Consider the following 21,985-nt stretch of genomic DNA (forward strand, 5'->3'; position numbering starts at 1 on the left):
ATTTCCCTTCTAGTTCATAGTCAATTTAAAGGCATACAGCTTAAAAGCGGTAGATACGAGATCTGCCAACCTCTCAATACTATGTTTCCCAGCTTCCGTTTTTGGGTTAAGGACGCTACGGTTGCGGCTATCAATAAGAATCGTATAAACAAAGACCTGTTTATCAATTTCTACTATGAAAGAAATCGTGTTTTTTTCATCAGCCTCCCACGAATAGCTGGAACGAAGGATTTTCACATAAGACATTACCGAACAATCATCACAGGCGAGATCAACTTCCTCAGGAATAACCCCATTTGAACGAGAAGAATGCTCCAATAAGAGTTTGTCCCCTTGGAACCGATAAATGGCATAATGTCCGAAAAAGTCCATGGCTTCAAACGTGAAGCTCCCCCTAGCTTTATATTCAATTTTGTCTATTAGATTAAAGTAAATCGTGTTAACAAATTCCACCTCACGCTTTGCTTTTTCTGGAAGCTGCACAGCATCTTTGGCTAGCTGCTTCAAGTCTTTCTCAAGTTTCACTATCATCTCATCTTTTTTACCCATGTCCGTTTCCCATTCTTTAATTAAGTCTGTTACTTGCTTGAATTTAAAGTCATTTCCTTTGATCAAAAAGGGAGAAAAAAGATCGTATTCTCTATAGAAGTTCGTGAAGGCATAATAGTGAAAGGAATTCTTTTTCTTTACATTCGTCATGTCTTGTATGGTTTTTTCTCGAAGGATGTAATTTGTAATGATTAAAATAATCACTAGCAAAATAGATGTAAGGATACTAAACCCCAGAATAACGTCCATTGTAAAAAACCAAGCAATTACTCCGGCCGGAAAACTCCAAAAGATACTTTTAAAGCTCCAGAACGTCTTAAAAAGAGATAGAGCCTTTTTCCATTTAAGACGGTTTAGATCATGAAGGTAATGACAGCCAGACGAACTTGTTTTCGGTGCTGCTTCTCGAATGGCATTCATATAGGGGTCAATTCTTTCTGCAGCCAGTTCCAGGTTTCGCAGTGCAGATTGTTTTTTAAATCTATTCTTTTGCACAACCTAGCCCCCTTAACACAAATTAATTGAAATTTCAATTAATTTTATTATATCAGGTTGTCTATGTAAGCTTAGATTACCACCATCACTGGAAAGTAATGTATTTGTCCTAAAAACACCACTCTTAAAATGTCGAATTTTTGATAATTAATAAATAATCGACATTGTTAAAAGGGATAATCTGACCATTTGTAGGTATTTCACCTTATTTCTCGAATGAATTGTTTTACTGATAAAGTGTAATAGTTTTTCTCATTCGATGACAAAAGTCATAGATAAAGGTCTGCTCACTGTAGTGTGATCAGACCTTTAGGTAACCTGGCTTCTATTCATTATATTAATGTAATTTCATTTTACACACTCAAGGTCGTCTTTCCCACGGGTCAGTGTAACCAATCACATACTCTCGTTCAGTGCCCTCTATTGCCTCAATAACGCCACGAGAGATTTCGTGGTGAGTAAGCCAACGACTCGTATCTCCTTCAATAACAAACCCGAGCTTCACTTGCCGATACATACAAATGGAAGGGACGTTGACCCACTCTTTGAGCGATTCAAGGTTTGAACTACTTCCGAGAACATGTACAAACGTCCACGCATCCGTGCGGTCACGCCCGATCACCTCAACCAAGGTTTGAATCGCTTGGGGATCTTTACCATGAACCCAAGCAACAAGCATATCAACAGGTCCGTTCTGCTGTTGCGCCTCATTCAGTGCTTTACGAAAATTCTGTTCATCTATGTAATCAACGGGCAGCGGTGTATACTTTGTCGGGAAAGATAGGTGATTCTCCAATTCTAACAGCCTCTCTTTCCTTCTTCCAATTACACTTACATGAAACCTTTCATCGTTCAACCACAGAGAAACCTCTTTGAGCATCCCTGTTCCACCAACAATAAGGGCATGTGTCATCAAAAACCCTCCTCAAGCGACCCTTTGCCCACATATTACCACTCGCACTAAAACGTGTAAACGGATTACTGAGCGGACAAAGGAAAAAGGCTTACCATAGAGGTATGCCTTTTTATCTTTAAAGAAAGAATGGAACGACTGTATACAAGACCGCTGTGATTCCAGCGGCAATAAGCGCCGGTTTTAACTTAAACTTAGCATAGTCAATGACGGTAAGACCGAGAATTTTGGCAATTGTATTCGTATCGTCACTTAATGGAGAAGCAAATGCCCCGAAGGACCCACTCGCAAACACAGCACCGATAACAAGGGGCAAGTTGACACCTGCCGCAAAGCTCATGGACACACCGAGTGGCATCAAGATTCCCCAAGCTCCCCATGCCGAACCAATGAAGTACGAAATCGTAGCACCGAACAAAAAGAGTAATGGCGTTAAAAACATATAGGGAATCCAGCCAATGTTTGACGTTACAAAACCGGAGAACCCTAAGTCGTCCGTGACGGATGATAGCCCCCATACCACAGACAATAAAACAATAACTGCCATGAGTTCATTTCCGCCTAAAATAAAGCTATCGATCAGGTCAGATAATTTGAACCGCTGAAACAAAAAGAAAACCATACTTACGAGAACGGTAATAAGTAAGGCCACAACCATCGCTTGTAGCACGTCAGCTTCAATAAACGCTTGAAAGAAGTTCACACCTTCTCCTCTTCCGTCCCACCACGTTAGAAAAAGCGTCAGACCAATCACTAAAATGATCGGCACGATTAAGTTCATCGGCTTATTTGGTAACTCCAAGGAAACGGAAGGGTGGCAATTGTGCCAGTCCTCTTCTTCCGCTTTTCCGTCTTCCTCAATCTGAGTCGGTCCCCCTGTTTTTGAATGGTGAAAAAAGCTCAGGTAAATTCCGAGTAAGATCATGACAATGGCAAAAAAATTAAACGGAATGCTTTGGAGAAACAAGCTATATGGATCGAGAGAACTTCCTTCGTTTTGAACAGAAATTTGAATAACCGACACCATATACCCAACAAAAGCCGTTGCTACAGGAATCAATACGATCACCGGGGTGGCTGTCGTTTCAATAACAAAACCTAATTCTTTCGTAGACATCTTCACTTTCTTTAGTAACGCCTTCATAATCGGGGCAATCGTCACAAAGCGAAACGTCGGTGCACTAAAGGTTCCAATCGTCGATACGTACGTGAGAATAAGCGCTTGACGCTTGTTTGTAATTCGCTCAGACGCCATTTCTACAAAGCCTTTAATTCCACCGCTTGTTTTAATAATTCCGACCAGACCCGCAAAGGCATACAAAAAAACAATAATTTTAATGTTGTTTTCGTCAATCAATGCTTCAACTACATAGGTAAGCATCGCTTGCATGCCACCCAAAATCGTAGGTTCGACCAAATAAGAACCAACAAGCAGACCAACAATGAGCCCCGGCAGCACTTGCCTCGTATATACCGCAACAGGAATGACAAGTAAAAAAGGAATAATGGATACCCAACCCACTCACACCACACCAATCCACAACAGTTTTTGTTAGGGTGTGGAGTTGGAGTTAAATTATGTAGGGAGAGAGTGAACTTTGGAAAAGCAGAGTATTATCTTCCGTGCTCACTCACCCACCCAAAGTAAAGATTCACATCACCAATGATTGCAGGTCCTACGATACAATCTTTTTCAGCAATCACAGGAAAAAGGTCAATAAACGCTTCATAATCTTCATACCATTGCCCGATTTCACTAAAAGAATGAATAAGCATTAGGGCATGCTTTGCACCGATTCGTTTCGCTTCAATAACTGCAGAGGCTGCCCGGTGCAAAAGCTGATATCTTGTCTTTACAACGTCCATTCCTTCAAGTTCTAAAGTTTCAAGCAAAAAGTTCAAACGCTTCTTTTTGCCCTTACTAGGGTCTTCACCATACCAGGAGGCGATTGTTGGTCCAAACGGTTCGTCCACTTTTCCTTCAACCATAATCGTAATAAGTTCATCGCCCGCTTTTCCTAAAACATAAAGATCGTTTTGAGAACCGGCTGCGCCACCTGGCAGTGGAACGTTGTATTCAGGAAAACCATATAAAAATTGGACTTCTCTAAAGAGATCTATATCGCTTTTCTTGAACGCATTCATTACACTCGGCGGAAATCCCTTTGCCCCTTCCCAGCAATAGGCCAGTTCCTTAGCAGAATAACCCTCACGCCACTGCTTTCCTGAGACTAGCTGCTTCTTCCAGTCTTCAGGAGAGTTAGTTGGAAGTAGGAATTTACTCATTACGACTGCACCACCCTTTCATTCGTTTCTTAACTGGATTACTAAAGTAAACCTGCCTATCAATACTCCTCTTTTTGAAATAAAAGTTGCGAAAACCTAAATAGATATTTATCAAATTATGTTTTTTCCTTAGCTATCGTTAGAGCTACCTTCTACGAGGTTCCTTTTGATACCTTCTTTCTTTTCATTACGATTTTTGAATATTTCTCTTTATTAGATTAAGGAGATTAATTTTGTAGTCACTTCATGGAAGTTTGTGGTTTCTTATTCACAAAATAGGGAAAGCATCATATAGCAGTAATGGATTCAAAAAAGTTAGTGAAAACATAGATGAACTTGAAAGCATGACAGCTACATAATTAAGAGTTTAGGAGGACGATTGCCACTCTACTTCTAAACGACCAATACTTTCGACTCCTTTTTCGGTTTACAATCAAGAAAATGAGATCTCCCTTTGACATCGCTTTCATTGGATGCTTTAATGATAACTACAAGTTAACTACTGCTGAGACTCGGAGACCAGTGAATGCAATTTTATTAAAGGTGCTACACCTTTAGTGGATTGTTTTTGCTGGTCTTTTTTACATTTTTAAACTTAAAATGAAGAGGAGTGGTTTCTAAAATGAGTCCATTTTTAGGTGAACTGCTTGGTACAATGATCCTCATTATTCTAGGTGGAGGCGTTGTGGCAGGCGTTGTGCTAAAAGGAACGAAAGCTGAAGGATCAGGCTGGATTGTCATAACTGTGGCATGGGGTCTCGCGGTTGCCATTGCTATCTATGCAGTAGGAAACATAAGCGATGCCCATATTAATCCGGCTGTTACCATCGGGTTTGCCCTGGTCGGCGACTTCCCATGGAGCAGTGTCCCTGGTTATATCGCTGCCCAAATGATAGGAGCCTTTATAGGTGCGTCTCTCGTATTCTTTCAGTATTTCCCCCATTTCAAAAAGACGACAGATCAAGGGGCCAAGCTCGGAGTGTTTGCTACAGGGCCAGCGATCCCTCATTCGCCCTCCAACTTCTTCAGTGAAGTGTTAGGGACGTTTATGCTTGTGTTTGGATTATTAGCAATTGGAGCAAACGAGTTTACCGAAGGATTAAATCCAATCATCGTCGGTACGCTCATTATGGTTATTGGCTTGTCCTTAGGTGGAACAACCGGTTATGCGATTAACCCAGCAAGGGATCTTGGGCCTCGTCTCGCCCACTTTTTCCTTCCAATCCCTAACAAAGGGTCTTCAGACTGGGCGTATTCCTGGATTCCGATTGCCGGTCCTATCATTGGAGGTGGTTTAGGAGCACTGATGTACAGCGCATTGTTTGAGGGCATTGTCTATGTGGCACTTTGGGTGATGATCGGGCTGTTTGCTGCTGTACAAGCCTTAACAATCGTTTTGGAAAAACGCAAAAATATTAGTGAAGAATACAATGAAGAAGTTGTTCAGAAAAAAAATACTCAATTAAAACGAGGAGGATGAAATCATGGAGAAAAAATACATTCTATCATTAGACCAAGGAACGACTAGTTCAAGAGCGGTGTTGTTTAATAAGCAAGGTGAAGTTGTTGCGATTGATCAGCAGGAGTTTAAGCAATATTTCCCTAAGCCAGGCTGGGTGGAACATAACGCAAATGAAATTTGGAGTTCTATTCTCGGAGTAATCGCAGGTGTCCTTACAAAAACAGACATTTCTCCAAAGGAAATTGCAGGAATCGGAATCACCAACCAGCGGGAAACAACGGTTGTTTGGGAAAAAGAAACTGGCAGACCTGTTTACAATGCTCTCGTGTGGCAGTCTAGACAAACAGACGGTATCTGCAAAACCCTTAAAGAACAAGGCTTAAATGATACATTCAGAGAAAAAACAGGTCTTCTGATTGACGCTTATTTCTCTGGAACGAAAGTGAAATGGATTCTTGATAACGTAGATGGGGCAAGAGAAAAAGCAGACAACGGCGAGCTATTATTCGGTACGATTGATACATGGCTAATTTGGAAGCTTTCAGGAGGCAAAGCTCACGTAACGGATTATTCAAATGCGTCTCGTACACTTATGTATAACATTTACGATCTTTGTTGGGATGAGGAATTACTCGACATTCTCGACGTACCAAAATCAATGCTTCCTGAAGTAAGACCTTCCTCGGAAGTGTATGCTCATACGGTCGATTATCACTTCTTCGGAGAATCCATTCCTATTGCTGGAGCTGCAGGAGATCAGCAGTCAGCTCTATTTGGACAAGCATGTTTTGAAGAAGGAATGGCCAAAAACACCTATGGTACTGGGTGTTTCATGTTAATGAACACAGGAGAAAAAGCAGTAAAATCCGATCACGGACTTCTAACGACATTAGCGTGGGGAATCGACGGCAAAGTAGAATATGCTCTTGAAGGGAGTATTTTTGTAGCCGGTTCAGCGATCCAGTGGCTACGAGATGGCCTTAGAATGCTGAAAAAAGCATCAGATAGTGAAGACTATGCCAAAAAAGTATCCTCAACTGACGGGGTTTACGTTGTACCTGCCTTTGTAGGACTTGGCACACCCTATTGGGATTCAGATGTACGAGGAGCCATCTTTGGTCTTACGAGAGGAACGGAAAAAGAACATCTTGTCCGTGCAACACTCGAATCTTTGGCCTACCAAACAAAGGATGTGCTACAAGCGATGGAAGCAGACTCCGGAATCGAACTGAAATCCCTCCGGGTTGATGGTGGTGCTGTGGCAAACGACTTCCTCATGCAATTTCAAAGTGATATCTTAGGATCTGAAGTTGAAAGGCCACTAATTCAGGAAACCACAGCCCTTGGATCCGCCTACCTTGCAGGATTAGCAGTAGGTTTTTGGGAAGATAAAGCCGAGATCGGTAAGCAGTGGAGCATCGACAAAACGTTTGTGAATGAACTCTCTGAAGAAGAGCGCTCAAAGCTTTATAACGGTTGGAAAAAAGCAGTGGAAGCTACAACGGTGTTTAAGCCATAGACGAAGATCCCACACCTGCTCTTTTCCGATCCAAAACAAAAAAAAGCGCTGCCGAGTCATTTTTCCGGCAGTGCTTTTTTGATCTTACTTTTCCACTAGTCTCGCAACGGCTTTTCCACAAGTCTTACACTTTCCTTCTAGCAGGATTCCATCTGAATGGTCTTTGATAACATAATCCACGATAGTTGTTTCAAAACAACTGCCACAAAAGACATTACTAATAAGTTTTTCCCTAATGTCTTTCGGAATTTCTCTCCACTTTTTCTCTGCATTCAAGTCTGTTACGGACACTTTATTGCCTCCTTATGATTTAACTGTCTCCCTCGCACCCTCCGGCTCTTCTTTTGGCAATAAGCTCGTAGCAATCAAAGTCAGTATGGCCAACACAAAAAGTATAATAAACGCGGCGTGCAAGCCTTCTGCGAGAATGGCAGGTGCGACACTTGTTCCGTTATTCGTATGACCACCAATGTATTGGTTCAACACAGCACCCAAAACGGTAATTCCTAGCGTTTGCCCTAATGTTCTTAAAAAGGCGTTTGAAGATGCAGCTGCTCCACGGTTATCCCAAGATACAGACGATTGCACGATCACAGAAAAAATCGTCATAGAAAGACCGAAGCCTGTACCTACAAAAAACATAATCAAGATGAGCAGCCAGTTCGGTGTGGCACTTGAAATAAACGTAAGCGAAAAGGTACTCATGGCAATAATACTTACACCCGTGAGAACAATTGGTTTTGCCCCGAGCTTTGTAAGTAACCGGCTACTCACAAAGGCTGCCAGTGGCCATCCGAGACTCATAGGAAGCAGGGTTAGTCCAGAATAGGTTGCCGGAAGTTCCAACACTCCTTGAACCCACAAAGGTAAATAAGCTGTGAGTCCAATGAGGATCGCGCCCATGAGCAATCCGCATGTGTTCGCTACTAATAAATGACGTATTTTAAATAGTTTAAAAGGGACCATTGGTTCTTTTACTTTAAATTGAATGAAAATGAATACAGACAGGAACGTTAACGCAACGGCTAGCAAGATAAACATCAGCGGTTCATTCCATGCAATTTCATTTCCTCCCGATAAAAGAGCGTATAGCAAAGCCCCTGCTCCGATGATGAAGGTAATCGCTCCTCCAAAATCGATCGACCGCTTCTTCTTCTCCAGCTTTTCATCGAGGTTTTTCCAGATCAAATACATGCTTACTAAACCAAACGGAATATTGATGTAAAAAATCCAGTGCCAGGTGAGAAAGTCGACGAAAAAACCGCCTACAAGAGGACCGAATATCCCGGCAATTCCCCAGATCGAGCCGATAATCGCCTGCGCTTTTGCCCGCTGTTCATAAGAAAACACATCTCCGACAATCGTAAATGTCATTGGCATGAGCGCCCCTGCCCCTATCCCTTGAATCGCGCGGAATAAAATGAGCTGTTCCATGGATTGAGATAGCCCGCATAAAGCCGATCCAATCAAAAAAAGCGTGGCTCCTGTTATGAAAATCTTCTTCCTACCGAAGAGATCTGCTAGTTTTCCAAAAATCGGTGTCATCACCGCGTAGGTTAATAGGTAAATAGCAAACACCCAGCTGATTAGATCGAGGCCACCAAGGTCACTCGTAATGCTAGGCATCGCTGTACTGATCACCGTCACTTCAATTGCCGCTAGAAAAGTGGCAATGAGGAGAGCAATCACAATTTTGCGTTGGTATGTATTCATAGATGAATTCCTTTCAAATGGTTCTAACTCATATCTAGTATAGCAGATGGATGTGAAGGAACGTATTTTCTTAAAAGAGATTATACTAGGTATAATGACCCCCTTTTTAATTGGAATATTTATATAAATTACTAAATTAATTCTATATATAAATATTTTATACAGGACATTTCTTCCTTTTTATACAAATCGGGTTAAAATACGACTTTTATAGCCGTATAGTAAAAGTAAATACTGATAAATTTTGTATAAAAAGGGGAGATTTGATGAAAAAGAATATCTTATTGATGGGAGTATCAGCTACAGTTGCACTTTCACTTTTTGCAGGTCCTCTTATGAGCTCTTCTGTTCAGGCCGTTGGTAATGGTCCTGAAATGAACGAAAACCAAGAGATCAAACTTGAGAGACTTACAAGCTATGAAGAAATGAAAACATTTCTCGAAAGAGTTGATCGTCAAGCAGACCACATCTCTGTCGAAACAATTGGACAATCTGTTAAAGAAAGAGATATAGACTTGGTGAAATTCGGAGATAACCCTGCCAACCCTACAGTCTTGTTCCTTTCACAACAACATGCTAATGAAGCCCTTGTTACTGAAGGTGTTTTTCAGCTTATTAGACACTTGTCATCCAACAGCCGTGAAGTACGAGACCTTTTAGAGAACGTTAATGTTTTGTTTGTGCCCCGTTTAAACCCTGATGGAGCTGAGGGAGATGTAAATTGGGACACTTCCCATTTGTTAGGTGGCGGTCAGCAAACGAGAAACAATGCAAACGGAATCAATTTAAATCGCACACATAATTCCTTATCTCAACCAGAAACAAGAGCCCTTCATGAACAGGTGCTTCAAAAATATGATATTGCCTTTGCTATTGATCTTCATCAACAAGTGGCTAATCGTGCTATTGGGGATGACGAACTTGTTTCTGGTTCAATGCTTTATCCAACAAGCGCTGTAACGGACGAGGTGCTTCTTCACTCTAAACAGTTAGGAGCAATCGTATACGAAGCAATAGAATCAAAGGGTTATGGGACATTTGCCCGTTATGGTGCCGGTGATACCTTAACATCGAATGCAAGGAACAACTTTGCCACCCATTATGGAATACCTACTCTCCTTTTTGAGATGAGAGGGATGACAGACTCACCTAATATCACGTCCATTTTAGGACAAAAGAGTAACGGATACTTAATTAACCAAGCCGTTACAGCAATGCAAGAAACCATTCGTTCCGTTGCAGATGGCTCTATTTATGAGGCAGATGTGACCATTTGGGATAACCTACCCACTCAGTATACCCTTACTCCTGATTCAGATGAGGATGGAGAATAACAAAAAGTATTCACGAAACAAAGCCTTGGTTTCATAAGAGAAACCAAGGCTTTGTTCATATAAATCACAAGCATCAAGGATCAACTATACTCTTCTAAGTTGTAAGAAATAGAGGCTGGAAGTGATGCTTTGGTTAAATAACTCACTCAACAAAAGCTTTTATGGAATAAGCACAATTTTTCCTTTTTTACCTGACTTTTTAAAATACTGCTGGGCTTCTTTCGCTTCCTCTAAAGGAAATGTCCTGTCGATGACCGGCTTGATTTTGTTGTCAGAAATTGCGCGCAGCATCCGTTTGAATTCTTCACGTGTTCCTAAGACAGATCCATACATCGTAATATGTTTCAAATAAAGAGTACGGAAGTCCAGTTCCGTTTTCTGCCCTCCGGAAGAGCCGGACGTACAAAATTTGCCCCCTTTTTTCAAAACGTTCAAAGACGTAGAAAACAGGGCATCGCCAACAACATCAAGTACAGTATCCACCGGACCTCCGTTTGCTGATAGGATTTCTTCTTCTAATTTATTAGATTTGTAGGACAAGACGTGTGTCGCTCCGAGTTCCTTCATATGCTCTTCCAGCTTTAAATCTCCCACAAGAGCGATAACATCCGCACCGAATACGTTTGAGACGATCTGCACGTTGAGCGAGCCTACACCACCGTTTGCTCCAGTAACAATCACCGTTTCGCCAGGCTTCGGCTTCACTTGTTCGACCATATGCCAAGCGGTCATGCCACTCACCGAAAACACACAGCTTTTCGTGTAGTCGTCAAGCGGCATATCAAAACATAGTTCCGCCTGCCAAACAACGTATTCGGCATACCCTCCATCATATTCAGAACCGATGAAAGACATATCACCAGCTATATGTTCCTGTCCCTCTTCTCCACTAGATGTAAAAGGAAACAAAACGACGTCTTTATCAAGCATCGTTTCATAAACTTGTGAACCAACCTGTACTACTTTTCCAGTAATATCAGAACCTGGTGTGCGGGGAAATTGAACACCTTCCGGACGCCATCCGGATTTTTCTCCCTTACCATAAGCGCCTTCTCTCATCCAGATTTCCGTATTATTAATCGCACAGGCTTTTACCTGAACGAGTACTTCATGTTCTTTCGGCTTAGGAATGGGGATGTCCGTTACCTTTAATTGATCCACATCTCCGTACCCGATAACTTGAACAGCTTTCATGGCAAGCACCTCTTTATCATTCGCTTTTCTCGTCTAATATGCGGTATTAATTAAAAGGCTATTCATGGTTCTTACTGAGTCATCTCTGTTGGATTGAACTATATAAATCGTACAAGCCGTTCACATAAAGCAAAAAGCCATCCGATGTAGATGGCTTCCTTTTTGAGGTATATGCGATTTGAATCCTCCAAGATGCCATGGTAGCATATTATAATATGATAAAAATCGGAGGTTACGATGAATCTAACTACCAAACTTCTTCTAAAATATTTGGCCATTTACTTAGGGCTATCTTTTCTCATTTTCTTCCCCCTTCGTCAGATCTTCGAATCAGGGGTCATGCAGATTGTATTATTTATTCTTCAATTTGCGGTATTACTTACGCTAGTTGTTCGTTACTATGGCCAAACGAAGCATTTACATGATAACAAAGAATAACAATGGGCATAGAGTGATCCTATCAATAACTCTAAGCTTTTTTAATTCCATAATTTCAGCTCAAACACTAGGTGCAGGAGAACGCTCGACCAAAGAAGGTACCATTGAATAAAATGGAACTGTGATGATGACAAACATCGTTCCAATTCCAAATTACTTAAATCCTCATTCTCCATCACCTTCATGTTCTTTTAATCGAACGAGTAAGGCTAGAAATGTTCCATTTTCTGCGTACTCACAAGCAGATCCTTCTACAAAGCGGTCGGAACGAATGCAATAGGTGAGCATGGCTCTTGCTTCCATTTCCTCGGCAGTCTTAATGTTCTCTATCGTGATTTCTTTTGTTATGAGCTCGTTATAATGATGAATCATACAACCGGATTCGTACGCATCCTCTAAAAATGCACTCAAATCTCTTTCCCCTTTTGCCCCTCCTTCCATGTTCTTGAAATAAGAGATGTACTTTGATAATGTCATCGCTCTATTCACCCCGCCCAGTTTATTACCTCCATTATAATCCACATTTTCGATTTATCTGTTTTCAAAAAAGGGATTTGTTTTTTATTTATCCAATAGTAAAAGGAGGAGGGATTCGATTGAATGGTTTCTTTGAGTATAACTGGCAAGTGAGAGATGAGTGGTTCGCCTGGTGCGAAGCTCTTACAGAAGATGAAATAACCGAGGAACGCGTTGGTGGGCAGGGCACTATCTTACGTACGCTGTTTCATGTAATTGATGTAGAGTACAGCTGGATCAGAGCTGTGGCAGGGAAAGATGACGTTGCTGTGTCCTTTGAACGTGTTGATTCATTGGAAAAAGTACAGCAACTCTCTACTACATATCGTGAAGAGATTCGAGCATTTTTATATGCAAACCCTGATATTTGGGATCGAATTGGTGTGGTGAAGCCACCGTGGCTAGAGATCAGCTTTTCCTTTTATGAAGTTGGCCACCATGTTGTTGCTCATGAAATTCATCACATGGGGCAACTTTCGATTTGGTCAAGGGAAATGGGAAGAAGGCCTATTTCTGCAAATGCGATTGGTCGTGGATTACTACGTGGTTAAACCAAATGTACTCTTTAAGAAACGTAAGAGTTCGTTCTGTATTTGAGGCACTTATAGTAGTGGTTTCGAGCTAATTCTACAAATTTCCTTAAAAAATAAAAATTATTTAGGTATTTGTATGAATCTGTGGTATGCTTTACTTAACCATTTTAATACCTGTAACATGATGTCTTCTGAGCTGCCTGATTGATGTCTGAATCCCTCCTTCTAGGGTCTGACATGTAACAGGCAGTTTTTTTGTATGATCCTCTTTGTGAGTCGATCAAGGAGATTTATCGACCGTCTTTATTTATGCGTCATTTTCCGTGACGTATGCGACTTTTCCTGAAGACAAGAATCGATTTTGGTGATGTCGGTTCATCCGGAAAAGATCAACATCCCTCCCCCATCACTAAGCATCTCATTAATTATATAAAAATAAAAAGGACTCTCATGTGAGAGTCCTTTTTTGGTCAATTATGCTTTGTTTACGTTAACAGCTTGAGGTCCGCGTTGGCCTTGCTCTGTTTCGAAAGTAACACTTTGACCTTCTTCTAGAGTTTTGAAGCCTTCGCCTTGGATAGCTGAGAAATGTACGAATACATCGTCTCCACCTTCAACTTCGATGAAACCGAAACCTTTTTCTGCGTTAAACCATTTTACTGTACCTTCTTGCATGTGTGTATCCTCCTGTGTGGATTTTCTTTTGATCCACGATTTATTACTATTGATGTTCATGTAGCTATCAAAGGCGAAGAGTTCATAACTTTTCTGTCCTATGTAACTGAACAAAAATAATTCTTCTTTAGAATAACAGATAAAAATAGAAAAAGCAAATTGTAACGCAATTCCTTTTGAAATAAATCTTTGTGCCTATAAAAATGAAGAGCTTTCTAACATAGATGTTGTTGGTGAGCCAATACTTGACGAAGTATAAAGAAAAACGCGATCCTAAAAGGTCCGCGTTTTTCATACTCATCATTACTTACTAAACTTTTTAAACACTAGTGTTGCGTTATGACCACCGAAACCAAGTGAGTTACTGAGGACAGCATGTACATCTTGGTTACGTGCTTCATTCGGCACATAGTCAAGGTCGCACTCTTCGTCTGGTGTTTCTAGGTTCATTGTTGGAGGGATGATGCCCTCTTCAATGGCTTTAACTGAGAAAATCGCCTCAATCGCACCGGCAGCACCTAGCAAGTGACCAGTCATTGATTTGGTTGAACTGATTGCAAGCTTTTGAGCGTGATCGCCAAAGACTGTTTTAACTGCGATTGTTTCGTACTTGTCATTATACTCCGTGCTTGTTCCGTGTGCGTTCATGTACGTGATGTCTTCAGGCTTTAAACCAGCGTCTTCAATGGCCTGGCGCATGGCCCGAACGCCACCTTCCCCTTCAGGAGCCGGAGCAGTGAGGTGATAGGCATCACCGGTCGCACCGTAGCCTACGATTTCAGCGTAAATACGGGCGCCACGTTTTTCTGCACTTTCCAAGGATTCAAGAATTAGAATTCCTGCCCCTTCGCCCATGACGAATCCGTCACGATTTTTATCAAATGGACGGCTTGCTGTTTTTGGATCTGGGTTACGTGACATCGCTTGGGCACTTGTAAATCCGGCGAATGACATTTCTGTAAGGGGCGCTTCTGCTCCACCTGTAATCATGACGTCCGCGTCGCCTCGCTCGATGACTTTAAATGCGTCTCCGATAGAGTTTGCCCCTGAAGCACATGCTGTAACGGTACACGAGTTAATGCCTTTTGCTCCAAGCTGAATAGAAACTTGTCCACTCGCCATGTCTGGAATGAGCATTGGCACGAAGAATGGGCTCACACGGCGGTGTCCCCTTTTTTCGTATAAACGGAATTGCTTTTCGTATGTTTCCATACCGCCGATTCCAGATCCGATCCATACACCAATGCGGTCGGCATTCGTTTCATCAATGGTTAAGTCTGCGTCTTTAACGGCCATGTGTGCACTAGCAACTGCAAACTGTGTAAAGCGGTCCATTTTACGTGCGTCTTTTTTGTCCATAAAATCGCCAGGGTCGAAGTCTTTTGCTTCACCTGCAACGGTTGTTGGAAAGTTAGCTTCTTCATAACGATTGAATACATCAATTCCTGATTCACCGTTAATGAGCTTGGTCCATGTTTGTGTAAGATCATTTGCTAAAGGGTTAACGGTACCCATGCCCGTTACCACGACTCTGTTCTTTTTCATGATTGAAGACTCCTTTCATTCTACATACAAGGTTTAGTTATCTTCCCCAACGAATCGCTACTGAACCCCAAACGAGTCCAGCACCGAATCCGACTAGGACGACGATGTCATCGTCTTTTATTTTACCATTATCGATTTCATGCATTAAAGAAAGTGGGATGGAAGCTGAGGATGTGTTGCCATATCGGTCAACGGTTTTACTCATCTTCTCTTCCGGTAGATCCAGCCTTTGGCGGGAGGCTTCCATGATACGAATATTAGCTTGGTGTGGGACGAGAAAATCACAGTCGTCTTTTGTAAGACCTGCTTTTTCCAAGGCGTTAATGGATGATTCACCCATTTGACGAACCGCAAACTTAAACACTTCTCGACCGTTCATCATTAAATGCTCTTCTTGCTTAATGTGTGGCCAACCGCTTCCATCTGACCCTAGCTCAAACGAGAGAATTCCTCGATCGCCACTTACAGATGCAACGACGGCTGCCCCTGCTCCATCTCCAAACAGCACAGCCGTGTTACGGTCTTTCCAGTCCACAATTTTGGATAGCTTCTCAGCACCTATGACTAAGACTTTTTCATAAGCACCGTTTTCGACAAACTGCTTCGCTGTAGCCAGTCCATACATAAAGCCGGCACAAGCAGCACCAATATCCATGGCCGCGGCCTTTGTTGCTCCGAGACGATCTTGAATCATTGCGGAAACGGATGGAAAGCGATAATCCCCTGTTACCGTTGCGACAATAATCAATTCGATTTCTTCTGCTGCCACATTTGCTTTTTTTAGGGCATCCACAGCTGCTTGATAGGACATTTCAGACGTATCTACATCATCTGAGGCAATTCGTCGTTCACGAATACCTGTACGGGTGCGGATCCATTCATCGGACGTATCTACTTTCTTTTCTAGTTCCTCGTTTGTCACCACATGTTCCGGGATGTAGGTTCCAATACTCCAAATTCCTGCTCTCATCTCTATTCTCCTCCCTCCACACGTGAAAAAACATGAGAGGTCCCATGTTTTTTTCGGTGGTCTGTCCTCGGTGTTTCGTCAATTTATAGTTAATATTATGACCTAGTCATAAATAAAATGCAATGCTTTTCCCTATCCAATGTGGACACGACCCCAAACGCTTTCATGGTCGTGGACATAGAGTATTAAAGACAGGTTTAGTCAAAAGGAAGGTGATCGTATGAGTAAGGAAGAAGAGAAGCGCCCCCAAAGAAACATTTTTGATGAAATGATGTTCGGTTCTGCACGTGAAGAAGACAATGAAGTCGCTGCGGAAGTAGAGGAGCAGGAAAGCGATCAATTTTCAGAAGCGCAGATGGAACAAACAATGGCTCAAATTGCCGCTATTATGGATACAGCAGAAAAACTTAAACCGTATGCAAAGCACCTAACCCCTATTTGGGAAGCGATCAAAAAGGTAGCCAACGAAAAAAATAAGAGCTGACTCATCTATCCCTTTTACCCTTTTGGAAAACTGCTTTGCGGTTTTCCTTACATACATAAGAAAACTCCGCACCTTGGCGGAGTTTTCTTATTTAATAAAAGCCGCCCGGATTCGGGTTAAAGCTTTGACCACCGAATTGGTTGCCAAATTGCGGACCATAGCTTGGGCCGAACTGATTACCGAATTGAGGCCCGTAGCTTGGGCCGAATTGGGGACCAAAGCCTGGACCGAATTGTGGTCCAAATCCTGGGCCACAATATGGTGGAATGCAGCCCGGTGGTGGATACGGAGGGCGGTTCCAAGGACCTAAAGCCCCGACCAAGCCACCTAAGGCAAGACCGCCGAGAAACGGAATGAACGGGAAGTAACGTTCATCGTGCCCCGGACCCGGACCTGGTCTTGGTCCCCCTCTGAAACCACCGCCCCCACGATAGTATGCAGGATGTATCGTCATAAATGTAAGCCTCCTTAAACCATTCGCAAGTACGCCCTATAACGCGTTTGCTCCCTACCATCATATGAGGACAATACCTAAACGCGCCTGTCCTAGTAGCCTAGTTCGTCAGTGGAGATTCGCTTCGTAGGAAGTGGAATCCTACTGGGGTCTGTGCCCGTACATTTTCGTGTAAAAGTGTGGGATTGGGTAGGGGGAAAGTTTTGTCTATATAGAAACATACAAAAGCCCGCCGAATGGGCGGGCTTAGTTTAGTTATTAACCTGATGCGGAAACATTCGGCTGGAATTCCGATGTCACCATGATTGTTCGAACACGGCGTTCATCGGACTCATGGACTTTTAAATTAAGATTTTCGTACGTGAACTCCTCACCTTTATCGGGAATTCGCTGAAATTCTTCTGATAGCCATCCTCCAAGCGTATGATAGATCGTATCTGGTAACTCCACTTTAGTAAACCGTGCAAAGTCATCCAACGGATAGTCTGCATGGAACAAGTACGTGGACGGGTCCATTTGTTTAAAGAGCTTCACATCATCATCGTGCTCATCATAAATTTCCCCAACAAGCTCTTCAAGTATGTCCTCTAGTGTAATTAATCCGCTTGTACCACCATATTCGTCTATTACAATGGCCATATGATTTTTTTCTTTTTGCAATTGAGGAAGAAGTGCATGGATCTTCATTGATTCCACTACGAAGATCGGCTCTCTTAACAAGCCCCTAATATTTACTTCTCCTCTAATATAGGAGGTGAAGAAATCCCTCTCGGATAACACACCAATAATATTATCAATATTCCCTTCGTAAATCGGGATACGGGAGAACCGCTCCTTGAAGAACGTTTCTTTGATTTTTTCAGGATCTTCATTTACGTTGAGTGCGGTCATGTGCGTTCGAGGCTTAAACACTTCCGCTACGATAATGTCATTAAAATCAAAAGAACGATGAACGAGTTCTCTTTCGTTTTCATCAATGACTCCTTCTTCTTCACTGATTTCAACCATCATTTTCAATTCTTCTTCTGTTACGGAAGGGTGTGTAGCATCCTTCTCAATAAGTGAAGAAACCCCTTTCTTCAGCTGTAAGAAAAGCCAGTTGACAGGGTAGATAATTGTAATCAAAATTAATAAAATACCAGATATCTTTGAACAAAAGGTTTCAGCGTATTCTTTAGCAAAAGACTTGGGAAGAATCTCACCAAAAATTAATACTAAAATGGTAACTACGAACGTGCTGATGAATACACCTAAGTTTGGTCCAAATAAATCTGTGGCTACTTTTGCGGAAATCGTTGCTGCGGCAATGTTCACCAGGTTGTTACCTACTAATATCGTGGACAAAGCCTGGTCAAAACGTTCCGTAATGTAAAGGGCTTTTTCAGCTCCTTTATTCCCTTCGTCCTTCATCGATTTTAACCGTATCCGGTTGGCACTTGAAAACGCCGTTTCTGATGATGAGAAAAAGGCTGATAATAACAGTAGCACTACTAAAAATAAAATTAACAGCAGGGGAACATCTCCCAACGCCATCACTCTCCCTTTCATTCAATTATATACTTTTTTGCTCATTGTCAACACAAAAATTTTAAGAATCAAAATAGGACTTCTCTCTTTACGAAGAAAGTTGTACGTATTTAGTATGTGATGTGTCACCCTTTTCATGCCCTCAACCGAGGGGGTCTGTCCCCGCACATTTTTGTGTGAAATTGTGGGATCAAATAAATAAAAGAAAGCTACCGTTGTTGGATGTTGTGCCTTCCATGTACGATAGCTTTTTGTATTTTATTGCTCGTCGTCATCCCAACCAAAATACTCATCACACCCTATTGAAGTCATCACATACCCTGATACCCCGTCAACATGCAGCGTCCTCCCAAATGACCCTTTGTAATGGATTCTAACGTGTTCACTTGTTGCGACTTCTTGTGCTTTAGATTCGAGAACTAACACCAAATTCAGCTTTTCTCCCGGTTCGATTACCGCATCTTCAACCTCTACCTTATCTGTCCAGTTTTCTGGTGAATGCTCCGGCCATGAACCAAAGCCAGCTAGGTTTTGATCGATAATGGGAACTAGCCCTGCATCAATAATTCTAAACCCTTCATTTCCCTCCAATGAGATGCCAGATAATCTCACAGCCCGGCTTCCTTCGTTTTCAACTAGCGTATCACCATACATTTTCACTTCCCCCTGATTTCCCGGGACACAAGATGTTCCATAGGTTGTTCCTGTGTAAAGTGAAAGACTGTCCCAGCCTCGCACAAGAAACAAAGTGAACAGAACACTTAACAACACTGCCACAATGCCTATCTTACTTCTCACTCAAAACCTCCTTTAAATAATTGGTGTCTTCTTTGCCGACTTTTCTGATATCATCATCTCTTAATTTTAGAATGGAATGATCTTCTTCGAACCATACCTTAACGGAATGAAGAGAGGCGAAGCTTTTAGGACTATTCACTTGAAAGAGGACATCTGACCTACCGCCCTCAATGTTTTCCTCCGACTCTTCAACCTGTTCACTGAACAATAAAATCTGCTGAAGATTATCGACGACGGTTTGGTCCTCAATATCTGTATACGTTTGATGAAAAGTCGTTACCTCTTCCTCTTCATCTGTAGTTCCTACAAGGATTTCTCTTGTAGGATTCTCATACACCGCTTTCCCGGTCAACACTCCACCCAAAAATAGCCCTGCCATAACTAGCAGCACCAAAACCACGAATACACTTTTTTTCATCACTTATCTCCCCTTCAATCCCAATAATGATATATAATCTCCCCTACCGTTTTTGGTTTCCAATATCGGATCTCTTGAAGCTCCGTCTTTTTCAACTCGTTTGAGTTCAGTAACTGTTCCCCTTGCCATTGAATTTGCTCATTTAATTGCTCTACTTTGAGGTATCGATAGCCGCCGAAGTCATGTTGCTCATACCATTCCATAAACTCGATTTTGGAAAAAGACAGGTGAGACGCGAAAGAGACAAAGGGATAGTACTTATTTAAAAGCAAAAAAATGTTCACCATTATGAGTCAGTTTTGCACTGAAGAAGTTCTCAGGGTACGCTGGTGCACATACTTCTACAACGTTCAAATGATTTTGGATCGCGAGAGTATATACAAATTTCTTGAAGTGAGCAATGCTCTCTTTGATATTCTGAGGCTCATCAAAACCCGTTACGCCCTGTAAAAGAAGCATTCCCTTCACCACACTCCCATCAATTCCCTTTTATTACACTATTCCACACCGAGGAGCCTATTCCCTCTTTCCTACGAACAAGGTGCCAGGCACCGTGTGAAAAAATACACACAGTGCCTGGCACCTTTTAGAATGTGGAGAAGCCGGTACGCTCTTGGAGGATATACAGCATATGTTTTAAGCGGGATCGGTCTTTATACTTATTTGCTTCAACAGTAAAATCACCATCTTTGTTCGTCCACAAACGGTCAAAATACAGAGAGACTTCTTTCATTAGTGGCGTATCTGGGTCGCCTGACACTTTTAAGTTTGTTTCCAAGTTAAAGCCATCGATGTTTCGCTTTGTAAAGTTCGCAGCCCCACCAATCACTGACGCACGTTTTGGTGAACGAAACATGAAAAACTTTGTATGATACTGCTCTCCCATTGCTGTATTGTACCAACGAACGTGGATATTTTCGGTCCCCTCTGCCTCCAGCTCGTGTGCAACGACTTGGTTTGGAATGCCCGGTTTATCTCTTCCGAACGCGTGAAGGTTCGGATCAAGAATCACGTTAATGTCAACTCCTCTACTTGCAGCATCAATCATTGCTTTGATCAATTCTCGGTCAGATAAATAAAAAGCGGCCACTAAGATCGAATCTCCCAGCTTGCTTGCGTTAATCCCTTTTAACAGATGTTTTTCTATCTTGTCTTCTGTAAGCACTTGTACTTCATATTTGGCCAACTCTTTTGCAGTAGCTGATTCTTCAAAGGAGAGTGACTCAAACACTTGTCCATCAATGCCTGAATGTTCTCCTGTTTTTTTCTCCGTATAAAGAAGGTCTTGAATCACGTTCCCTTTTACAACAAAAGCAAAGTTAGAATTGTATGCCCCTCTACCCTGGAAGTTAAGGGAGGTAACGAACGCTTCTTTTTCCGTAAACAACAGTTTTCTATGATTGCCTTTTAAATTCAAAGCCTTTAAATAAGAACGTGCCGTCACATCGGGAAGCTCTTTACTCATGGCGTTTGGAAGCCATCCATGATTCCCGGTTCCAAACCACTGGAAAAACGATCGCCATAGGCCAGAATACAGAGGAGCAGGATCACGTAGGACCGTGTTGTCAAAATACCCCGTATGTACCCCGTGTTTTTGAAGTTTTTCTATGTGAGGGGATTCGTGGGAAGAGTATGAACGGTTGATTTCATCGGTTAACACGATAATCTCTGTGTCAGGTTCCTCCGTTTTTTTATCCAAAATGGCTTTCGTTACTTTCTCCGCCATTGAAGGGTAGTTTTGATCAGGTTCTTCGTGGTCATTGAACAGAAACATATCAATGACAATAAAGTCGTCTGCTTCATGAATGGATTGAAGCATCCGATCAAGAATCTCATGATCCACAACAGTTTGATCCTCTTTTTTATAACTCAAGTCTTTTAAAAATTCTACGTCATTCGTATAATGAATTGGCCCTTCGTACGAAAACCCTTCAGGAAGAGGCTTTGTGTAACCGTATAAAGAGACAGGTACAATAATTGCTAACAACATAAGTAGGATAGCGACTGTCATTCGCTTCTTGCTCATTATTCTCACACCTCTTTTCCTTTCTTCTATTATGAGGAAGTTATGAGGTTTCATTCAGTGAGAGTGGTGTGTAGCAGGAAACAAATCACAGCCAAATAGATTCTGGCGAAAAAAAAACAGGAGAGCCGACTGCACC

At 42.0% G+C, this 21,985-nt stretch carries 23 protein-coding genes; 6 read left to right on the plus strand and 17 right to left on the minus strand.

Going from position 1 to position 21,985, the window contains the following annotated elements:
* Positions 1-9 precede the first annotated feature (9 nt).
* From G476_RS0111585 to G476_RS0111600, 4 genes are all read right to left on the minus strand, one after another.
* Positions 10-1,044 carry a hypothetical protein gene (locus G476_RS0111585; RefSeq protein ID WP_026690251.1) on the minus strand — a complete coding sequence of 345 codons (1,035 nt, stop codon included), beginning with the start codon at positions 1,042-1,044 and terminating at the stop codon, positions 10-12.
* A 361-nt stretch (positions 1,045-1,405) separates the two neighbouring features.
* Entirely contained in the window at positions 1,406-1,957 is a 552-nt protein-coding gene (locus tag G476_RS0111590) for an SDR family NAD(P)-dependent oxidoreductase (RefSeq protein WP_026690252.1), read from the minus strand.
* A 118-nt stretch (positions 1,958-2,075) separates the two neighbouring features.
* Positions 2,076-3,479 carry a Na+/H+ antiporter NhaC family protein gene (locus G476_RS0111595; RefSeq protein WP_026690253.1) on the minus strand — a complete coding sequence of 468 codons (1,404 nt, stop codon included), beginning with the start codon at positions 3,477-3,479 and terminating at the stop codon, positions 2,076-2,078.
* Between the two features lie 92 nt (positions 3,480-3,571).
* A complete protein-coding gene (locus G476_RS0111600; RefSeq protein ID WP_026690254.1) occupies positions 3,572-4,243 on the minus strand; it encodes a DUF6946 family protein in 672 nt (223 codons plus the stop codon).
* A 622-nt stretch (positions 4,244-4,865) separates the two neighbouring features.
* On the opposite strand from G476_RS0111600, the gene G476_RS21840 reads away from it, so the two are divergent.
* Positions 4,866-5,723 carry an MIP/aquaporin family protein gene (locus G476_RS21840; RefSeq protein ID WP_051314765.1) on the plus strand — a complete coding sequence of 286 codons (858 nt, stop codon included), beginning with the start codon at positions 4,866-4,868 and terminating at the stop codon, positions 5,721-5,723.
* A gap of 4 nt (positions 5,724-5,727) precedes the next feature.
* On the plus strand, positions 5,728-7,224 hold the full coding sequence (glpK, locus tag G476_RS0111610; protein ID WP_026690255.1) for a glycerol kinase GlpK: 1,497 nt from the start codon (positions 5,728-5,730) through the stop codon (positions 7,222-7,224).
* Positions 7,225-7,308: 84 nt separating this feature from the next.
* On the opposite strand, the gene G476_RS0111615 is transcribed toward glpK, so the two are convergent.
* Together G476_RS0111615 and G476_RS0111620 are read right to left on the minus strand one after the other, a co-directional pair.
* Positions 7,309-7,515: a hypothetical protein gene (locus tag G476_RS0111615; protein ID WP_026690256.1), complete on the minus strand. Its 207-nt coding sequence runs from the start codon at positions 7,513-7,515 to the stop codon at positions 7,309-7,311.
* 12 nt (positions 7,516-7,527) lie between these two features.
* Complete coding sequence (locus G476_RS0111620) at positions 7,528-8,937, minus strand: MDR family MFS transporter (RefSeq protein WP_026690257.1); 1,410 nt, start codon at positions 8,935-8,937, stop codon at positions 7,528-7,530.
* A gap of 266 nt (positions 8,938-9,203) precedes the next feature.
* On the opposite strand from G476_RS0111620, the gene G476_RS0111625 reads away from it, so the two are divergent.
* Positions 9,204-10,271, plus strand: coding sequence for a M14 family zinc carboxypeptidase (locus G476_RS0111625; protein ID WP_026690258.1), 1,068 nt, complete (start codon positions 9,204-9,206; stop codon positions 10,269-10,271).
* A gap of 159 nt (positions 10,272-10,430) precedes the next feature.
* On the opposite strand, the gene G476_RS0111630 is transcribed toward G476_RS0111625, so the two are convergent.
* On the minus strand, positions 10,431-11,465 hold the full coding sequence (locus G476_RS0111630) for a zinc-binding dehydrogenase (protein WP_026690259.1): 1,035 nt from the start codon (positions 11,463-11,465) through the stop codon (positions 10,431-10,433).
* A 237-nt stretch (positions 11,466-11,702) separates the two neighbouring features.
* Here G476_RS0111630 and G476_RS0111635 point away from each other — a divergent pair, with 237 nt between their 5' ends.
* Positions 11,703-11,903 carry a hypothetical protein gene (locus G476_RS0111635; protein WP_026690260.1) on the plus strand — a complete coding sequence of 67 codons (201 nt, stop codon included), beginning with the start codon at positions 11,703-11,705 and terminating at the stop codon, positions 11,901-11,903.
* A gap of 165 nt (positions 11,904-12,068) precedes the next feature.
* On the opposite strand, the gene G476_RS0111640 is transcribed toward G476_RS0111635, so the two are convergent.
* The gene (locus G476_RS0111640; protein ID WP_026690261.1) at positions 12,069-12,380 is read right to left on the minus strand and encodes a DUF6508 domain-containing protein; all 312 of its coding nucleotides are present in this window, start codon (positions 12,378-12,380) and stop codon (positions 12,069-12,071) included.
* 119 nt (positions 12,381-12,499) lie between these two features.
* On the opposite strand from G476_RS0111640, the gene G476_RS0111645 reads away from it, so the two are divergent.
* Positions 12,500-12,970, plus strand: a complete 471-nt coding sequence (locus tag G476_RS0111645; protein ID WP_035186424.1) for a DinB family protein — start codon at positions 12,500-12,502, stop codon at positions 12,968-12,970.
* Positions 12,971-13,426: 456 nt separating this feature from the next.
* Here the strand turns inward: G476_RS0111645 and G476_RS0111650 are convergent, their stop codons facing one another.
* From G476_RS0111650 to G476_RS0111660, 3 genes are all read right to left on the minus strand, one after another.
* Positions 13,427-13,627, minus strand: coding sequence for a cold-shock protein (locus tag G476_RS0111650; protein WP_026690263.1), 201 nt, complete (start codon positions 13,625-13,627; stop codon positions 13,427-13,429).
* A 303-nt stretch (positions 13,628-13,930) separates the two neighbouring features.
* Positions 13,931-15,172 carry a beta-ketoacyl-ACP synthase II gene (gene fabF / locus G476_RS0111655; protein WP_026690264.1) on the minus strand — a complete coding sequence of 414 codons (1,242 nt, stop codon included), beginning with the start codon at positions 15,170-15,172 and terminating at the stop codon, positions 13,931-13,933.
* Positions 15,173-15,209: 37 nt separating this feature from the next.
* On the minus strand, positions 15,210-16,142 hold the full coding sequence (locus G476_RS0111660) for a beta-ketoacyl-ACP synthase III (RefSeq protein WP_026690265.1): 933 nt from the start codon (positions 16,140-16,142) through the stop codon (positions 15,210-15,212).
* 220 nt (positions 16,143-16,362) lie between these two features.
* On the opposite strand from G476_RS0111660, the gene G476_RS0111665 reads away from it, so the two are divergent.
* A complete protein-coding gene (locus G476_RS0111665; protein WP_026690266.1) occupies positions 16,363-16,626 on the plus strand; it encodes a hypothetical protein in 264 nt (87 codons plus the stop codon).
* Positions 16,627-16,717: 91 nt separating this feature from the next.
* Here the strand turns inward: G476_RS0111665 and G476_RS21845 are convergent, their stop codons facing one another.
* From G476_RS21845 to G476_RS0111700, 6 genes are all read right to left on the minus strand, one after another.
* The gene (locus G476_RS21845; RefSeq protein ID WP_245579655.1) at positions 16,718-17,080 is read right to left on the minus strand and encodes a hypothetical protein; all 363 of its coding nucleotides are present in this window, start codon (positions 17,078-17,080) and stop codon (positions 16,718-16,720) included.
* Positions 17,081-17,338: 258 nt separating this feature from the next.
* Complete coding sequence (locus G476_RS0111675; RefSeq protein WP_026690267.1) at positions 17,339-18,607, minus strand: hemolysin family protein; 1,269 nt, start codon at positions 18,605-18,607, stop codon at positions 17,339-17,341.
* Positions 18,608-18,865: 258 nt separating this feature from the next.
* The gene (locus G476_RS0111680) at positions 18,866-19,405 is read right to left on the minus strand and encodes a hypothetical protein (RefSeq protein ID WP_026690268.1); all 540 of its coding nucleotides are present in this window, start codon (positions 19,403-19,405) and stop codon (positions 18,866-18,868) included.
* Positions 19,395-19,823, minus strand: coding sequence for a hypothetical protein (locus tag G476_RS0111685; RefSeq protein WP_026690269.1), 429 nt, complete (start codon positions 19,821-19,823; stop codon positions 19,395-19,397). The genes G476_RS0111680 and G476_RS0111685 overlap by 11 nt, the downstream gene beginning before the upstream one ends.
* Before the next feature lie 14 nt (positions 19,824-19,837).
* Positions 19,838-20,095: a hypothetical protein gene (locus tag G476_RS0111690; RefSeq protein WP_026690270.1), complete on the minus strand. Its 258-nt coding sequence runs from the start codon at positions 20,093-20,095 to the stop codon at positions 19,838-19,840.
* A 314-nt stretch (positions 20,096-20,409) separates the two neighbouring features.
* Positions 20,410-21,849: a phospholipase D-like domain-containing protein gene (locus G476_RS0111700; RefSeq protein ID WP_051314766.1), complete on the minus strand. Its 1,440-nt coding sequence runs from the start codon at positions 21,847-21,849 to the stop codon at positions 20,410-20,412.
* Between the last annotated feature and the right edge of the window lie 136 nt (positions 21,850-21,985).

The organism is Alteribacter aurantiacus DSM 18675, from assembly GCF_000429705.1.
Lineage (GTDB): Bacteria > Bacillota > Bacilli > Bacillales > Salisediminibacteriaceae > Alteribacter > Alteribacter aurantiacus.